This is a genomic window from Candidatus Schekmanbacteria bacterium (assembly GCA_003695725.1).
GTDB lineage: Bacteria > Schekmanbacteria > GWA2-38-11 > GWA2-38-11 > J061 > J061.
Genome location: RFHX01000306.1, coordinates 1 through 5,754, shown reverse-complemented (window position 1 = coordinate 5,754; position 5,754 = coordinate 1). Strand labels below are relative to the sequence as shown.

Here is a 5,754-nt window from a genome sequence, read left to right as displayed (position 1 = left end):
TTAGAAATGATTTATCTATGAAATAGTTTCGTATGCTGAAAGAGTTGAAAGCCAAAATGAGAATGAGAATAAAAGCAAATGCGAATTTTTTTGATTTATCCAACCTGCAAGAAATAATGATTGTATATATAGGAAATATATAAAAACAACGGGAAGCAAAAAAAATGAAAGAATGTCCTTTTGTAATAAAAGAGAATAGAAACAGTGTAATCAGGTAAGGCATCAGAAAATGAATGATGAGAAAATTCAAAATTCTTTTCTTTTCTTTTTTCAATAGCAGGATTCCGGAGATAAAGAGTGTTGAATTAATTAGAAAAAGGAAGATGCCTTCTATTTTCCAAGGAAATGTTGTTCCACCTGCTGAAAATTCATAAAAAAGATCCAGTGATGATGTCAAGATGCCTATGAATGATTCTGAGATATCAGCAGGTATATCTTTTTTGAATCGATTTAGTTGATTAATTGCAGGATAACAGAAAAGGACTATAAGAAGGAACAAAATTACTTGAATTAACAGCCAGTTTTTAAGAGTTTTCTTGTTTTGCCTGAGAAAAAAGAAATATAGGTTTTGTGCAGCCACGACTGAAATAGCCGGATAAAAGGAAGAGACTAAAGCAGCTGAAGAGATGATATAAAATATTGTATAAATCGTTTTCCCTTCATTTTCGAGAAGTTGAAAAAATAGGTAGCAATTTAATAGGAAAAGCATTCCGACAAAGGAATAGTAGCGTGCCATCCTTGCATAGAGAATAAAAAACGGAGATAGTGAAGTCAGCATAACGGATAAAAGTGCTATTCTTTCAGATAGAATTTTTGCTGTAAGCAGATAGAGAAGAATCAGCATTAAAATTGCGCTGAAAACTGAAAAAAGGCGCATAGAAAAATCATTTATTCCTGTTAATTTCATCCATTTGCCGAGAAGATAAAAATAGAGTGGAGGGTGGACATCCTTTTTTACGAAGTTGGCTAATTCTGAGTATGAATTGATGGCTTTTTTGCCTGCAATGAGGGAAAATAGTTCGTCTGCCCATAAACTTTTTTTATCAAGCTGATATGACAGAAGTAGTGAAGATAAAAAAATGATACCTATAAGAAGTAAAAAAATGTTAGTTTTCTTTTTTATCATCTGGAATTTTGATTTAAATAAAAATTATCTTCACAATAATTACAGGCAATTGATAATAAGTAAATATCATTTTGGAGAAAAATGGAGTGAATAATAACGAGAAAAAAAGTGTAGTATTATGGGAGGCATTATCGGAGATTGCCGGCGGACAAAGGGTTTGTCTCGATGTTTTGAGAGCATTGAGAGAAGATTTCAATATATATGTCTTTGGTCCTGCGCGCGGTAGATTTTCAGAGGCAGTTGAAAGAGAAGGAGGCTTTTTTTATGAATTGCCCTTTCAGTCCTATTCCTTGATTAGGAAGAATGCCAGTGACCTCATTAAATTTGCTATGGATACGCCAAGGGTTATTAAGAATGCTTCTGAAATTATTAAAAAAATAAATGCATCAGTTATTTATGCAAGTAGTACGAGAGTTTTTCCTTGGTCTGCTTTGGCAGGCGAGAAAACATCTGTTCCAGTAATTTGGCACATTCATAATATGCTTGCAGATTGGAAGACAAAAGCGCTTATTAGATATTTTTCCAAGAAGAATAGCGTGAAGATTATTTTGTCAGATTCATCGGCAACGGGCGCTCAATATGGAAGATTACCAAAAGCTATTACCACAATTTATAATGGAGTTGACCTTTCAAGATTTTATCCGAATGACGCCTTCAGGAGAGAGATGAGGAGTGAATTTCAAATACCTGAAGATGCAGTTGTTGCTGGGACAATAAGCGACCTTATACCTCATAAAGGGCAGAAGACATTTATAGAGGCAATGGCACAGGTTCTAAAGGAAAGTAAAAATGTATATGGGTTGATTGTTGGAAGGGCAAGAGAAGGGTTTGAATGGTATGAAAAAGAACTGAGAGAGATAGTCGCGAACAAAGGAATCGAGAAACAGATAATCTTTACAGGATTTAGAAAAGATATTGAAAAGATTCTCAATGGAATGGATATTTTGGTCGTGCCTTCCTATTCTTCTGAATCATTTCCCTTAATTATCCTTGAAGGACTTGCCTGTGGTACATCTATTCTTGCTTCAGCTTTTAGCGGGATGCTTGAAGTTGTGGAGGAAGGGATAAACGGCTTTCTTTTTCCTATTTCAGACTGCAATAAACTTGCAACTAATATCTTGCTTTTTGCCAAAAACCGCAAGATGTTAAAAGAGACAAAAGATAACTGTGTGAAGATTGCCAAGGAAAAATATGATATGAATATTTTTAATGGTAAAATCAAAGAATTGTTTCTTTCGATAACTGATTAATTAAAAATTCCAAAATTAATATCAAAATATGAAAATATGCTCTCCTTCTATGGGAATATCTCCCGAATCGGATTTAGGCGGAGAAGTTTATGAAAGAGAGCTTATGTTGAGACTTCCAGAATCTGGCGCCGAATTGGGCATCATTCTGCCAAAGGAAAGCAAATTACCACAGGGATTGAAATATGATTACATCTATAACCTTCCTCTTAAAAGACATCTTAGGTGGTTCGTTTCAAATCCTCTTTTTTTCTTATATCTAAGAAAAATTTTACAGAAGGAGAAGGTAGATTTGTTGAGGATACATTCACTGCGTTTTACAGGTCCAGCTGTGATTATGGCAAAGAAAATTGTTGGTAAAAATATCCCTGTTGTAGCGCATCATCATCATATCGACCCTGAAGTGATGAATTTTTTTGTGGATTCGAAGATTGCACCGCTCGTTGACAAGATAATAACAGTCAGTAATTTTTCTAAACTTCAGCTGATGAAGAAGTGGAAGATAGAAGAAGAGAAGATTGAAGTAGTATATGATGGTGTAAGTGAAAAATTTAAACCGGAAGACAAGCCAAAGTCTTTAGAAAAGAGGTATAATGCTAATGGGAAAAAGGTTCTCTTGTATCTCGGTTCTCTGCAAAGAAGGAAGAATCTTTTTTTTCTCCTTGAATGTCTTGAAGGGTTGTCTGAACGAAATTCAAATGATTGGCTCTGTTTGATTGCGGGGAAGGGGAAGGATTTTAAAAAACTAGTGAAATTTTCAGAGAAATTGGGTTTGGGCAATCGAGTCAAATTTTGTGGATATGTTTCTGAGAATGAAAAAGTTTCTTTTTTGAATTTGTGCGATATTTTCCTTTTCCCTTCCAAGCTGGAAGGTTTTGGAATGGCGGCAGTGGAAGCTATGGCTTGCGCGAAACCCGTAGTGGCATTGAATACGGCTTCACTTCCTGAGATTGTGATAGACGGCAAAACAGGATATCTTGTAACACCAGAAGACAAGTATAGTTTTATACAGCGCCTCATAGAGTTGATTGAAGATACTGATAAGTCAAAAAAAATGGGATTTGAAGCGGCTAATTATGTGCGAAAAAAATTCAGTTGGGATAAATGCGCCAAATCTGTAATGGGCATTTACGAAGAGGTGTTAAATAAATATAAATGAATGGGTTTTCAAAAAGCTTGAAGATTCTTTTTGTTAATGAATATTTTTATCCTTTTGAACCGGGAGGCGCAGAAAAGAGTGCCTATCTTTTAGCAAAAGGTCTTACAGAGAGAGGGCATAAGGTTTATGTGCTGACACCCAATTATGGAGCTAAGAAAGCAGAATCTATCGATGGTATAAGAGTAGTTCGTTATCCCTTTCCAAAAAAGATTGAAAGTGGGGAAAGACTTCGAGGAATTTATACGATCACACCATTGTTTGATATATATATGCTATACAATTTGAATAAGGTGATAAAGGATATTCAACCTGATATTATACATTCGCAAAATTCCTTATCGCTCTATGCATCTGTAAAAGCAGGGAAGAGAAACAGAATCCCTGTTGTCCATACTATTAGGGATTATGACCTATTGTGTCCGTCGGCTTCCTGTTTAATGGACGATGAAAAAATTCCTGCTTGGTGCGGCAGAAAAATGCTGTGGAAGAGATGTTCACTTTTAGTGATGCCGCCAAATGAAAAACTTGCTTTTTTCAAGAAGCTAAGGATTAGGTTTAATCATCAAGTGCATTTTTCAACAGCAAAGATTAGGAATAGAAAGATTAAAGATTTAAGCTGTGCCTTTTTTGTAAGTAGAGCAATTCAGAATATTTATTTCAGTAAATTACAGCTTGAAAATCTTAAATCAGAAATTGTTTATAATCTCTCCGGAATGAATTTTGAAAAAAATGAAGAAGATATAGAGAAACTCAAAGAGAAGTATGCATTGGAAGATAAAAAACTTATCTTAATTCCCGGCAATATAACTTACAAAAAAGGTTCATCAATAGCATTGAATACTGCTAAAAAGATTTCTATGAAAAGAAAGGATATTAAATTTATTTTTGCTGGAAGAAAGGAAATGCAAATTGAAGAAGATACCGAAGGCATTGTCTTTACAGGTTATCTTCCTTTTGAGGAATTAGTTGATTTATATCATCTTTCTTACCTTGTAGTATGTCCATCTATATATCAGGAGCCCTTTGGAAGAACAGCAGTAGAAGCTATGTCTTGCGCTGTGCCCGTTGTTGCGTCGAATGTTGGAGGATATAGGGAAATAATAGAAGATGGAGTAAATGGGATACTTTTTGAAAGAAGAAATGAAGATGAACTTTTCAATATTCTCATAAAATTAATCGATGATGCAGATTTGAGAAACAGGTTGGCAGAGGAATGTAAAAGAAGAATTTATGAAAAATTTTCATCTGATAGTTTGATAAATAAAACAATAGAGCTCTATCAATCCCTTCTGTCTGAGACAAATCAACGATAAATATTGCTCTTGAATATTTTTTCTCTAATAAATTTTTTTATGGGCAGTGGAAGTAGATAAGCGATTAGAGGTTTAAGTAGATGTCTATATGCAGAGATTGGATATAATCCCTTTTTTATATATTTGCGTCTGATCTCAATTCCTTTTATAAGCAATTCATTATTGGATTCAACACTCAAGTTATCCTTATGAAAACGTCTTTTGACTAAGGGCTCTTCCAAGTTTTCCATTTTACATTTAGTTGACATTCTAAACCACAAGTCCCAATCTTCCACTGTTTGCCTAATCGATTCATCATAATATCCTGCCTTTTCAAAGGCGCTTCTTTTCATCATTATAGTTGAATGAAAGAAGGGGTTTGACCGTATGAGCTCTTTTTTTATTTCATAGTCTTTTAATGGTAGTTTTCTAATAGCCAAGAATTTTCCAACTTCATCTATTTCTACGACTGCGCTTCCAAGAATATCAATTTCAGGGTTGTCGATTAAGTGTTTAATTTGTTTTTCAAATCTGTCAGGCATAGAGATATCGTCTGCGTCCATTCTTGCAATATATTCTCCTGAAGATTTTTCAATCCCCCTATTTAAAGCAAAGGAAAGCCCTCTATTATTCTTAAATGTCATCAGCTTTATTCTTGAATCATCATATGACTCTATAATCTTTTCACTGTTGTCGGAAGAGCCGTCATTCACGATGATAAATTCAAAATCTCGAAATGTCTGGTTAAGGATGCTTTCTATTGCTTCTGCGAGGAATCGCTCTGCATTGTAAACTGCCATTATGACGCTTATTTTAGCCATTTAAAACTCTTCTATTTTTCTATTAAGTATTAATGATAATCTTTGTTTTACTATATCAAATTGATTCATTGTTAAATATATTAATTTGTTGGCTGTGATAGAATAATAC

General features: G+C 34.2%; 5 protein-coding genes. 3 read left to right on the top strand and 2 right to left on the bottom strand.

Going from position 1 to position 5,754, the window contains the following annotated elements; genetic code table 11:
- Positions 1–1,126, bottom strand: a 1,126-nt coding sequence (locus D6734_11500; GenBank protein RMF92804.1) for a hypothetical protein, incomplete at its 3' end; no start/stop codon positions are given.
- A gap of 71 nt (positions 1,127–1,197) precedes the next feature.
- On the opposite strand from D6734_11500, the gene D6734_11495 reads away from it, so the two are divergent.
- The 3 genes from D6734_11495 to D6734_11485 are packed head-to-tail and all read left to right on the top strand — an operon-like array spanning position 1,198 to position 4,845.
- A complete protein-coding gene (locus D6734_11495) occupies positions 1,198–2,376 on the top strand; it encodes a glycosyltransferase family 1 protein (GenBank protein RMF92803.1) in 1,179 nt (392 codons plus the stop codon).
- Positions 2,377–2,404: 28 nt separating this feature from the next.
- Positions 2,405–3,532 carry a glycosyltransferase family 1 protein gene (locus D6734_11490; GenBank protein RMF92802.1) on the top strand — a complete coding sequence of 376 codons (1,128 nt, stop codon included), beginning with the start codon at positions 2,405–2,407 and terminating at the stop codon, positions 3,530–3,532.
- Positions 3,529–4,845 carry a glycosyltransferase family 1 protein gene (locus D6734_11485; protein RMF92801.1) on the top strand — a complete coding sequence of 439 codons (1,317 nt, stop codon included), beginning with the start codon at positions 3,529–3,531 and terminating at the stop codon, positions 4,843–4,845. The genes D6734_11490 and D6734_11485 overlap by 4 nt, the downstream gene beginning before the upstream one ends.
- Here the strand turns inward: D6734_11485 and D6734_11480 are convergent.
- Positions 4,836–5,645 carry a glycosyltransferase gene (locus D6734_11480; protein RMF92800.1) on the bottom strand — a complete coding sequence of 270 codons (810 nt, stop codon included), beginning with the start codon at positions 5,643–5,645 and terminating at the stop codon, positions 4,836–4,838. The two genes, D6734_11485 and D6734_11480, sit on opposite strands and share 10 nt — an antisense overlap.
- Positions 5,646–5,754 lie beyond the last annotated feature (109 nt).

Bases quoted from the DNA above. Each gene is read 5' to 3' on its own strand.
- D6734_11490 (RMF92802.1), top strand. From the start codon at position 2,405: ATGAAAATATGCTCTCCTTCTATGGGAATATCTCCCGAATCGGATTTA.
- D6734_11480 (RMF92800.1), bottom strand. From the start codon at position 5,645: ATGGCTAAAATAAGCGTCATAATGGCAGTTTACAATGCAGAGCGATTC.
- D6734_11485 (RMF92801.1), top strand. From the start codon at position 3,529: ATGAATGGGTTTTCAAAAAGCTTGAAGATTCTTTTTGTTAATGAATAT.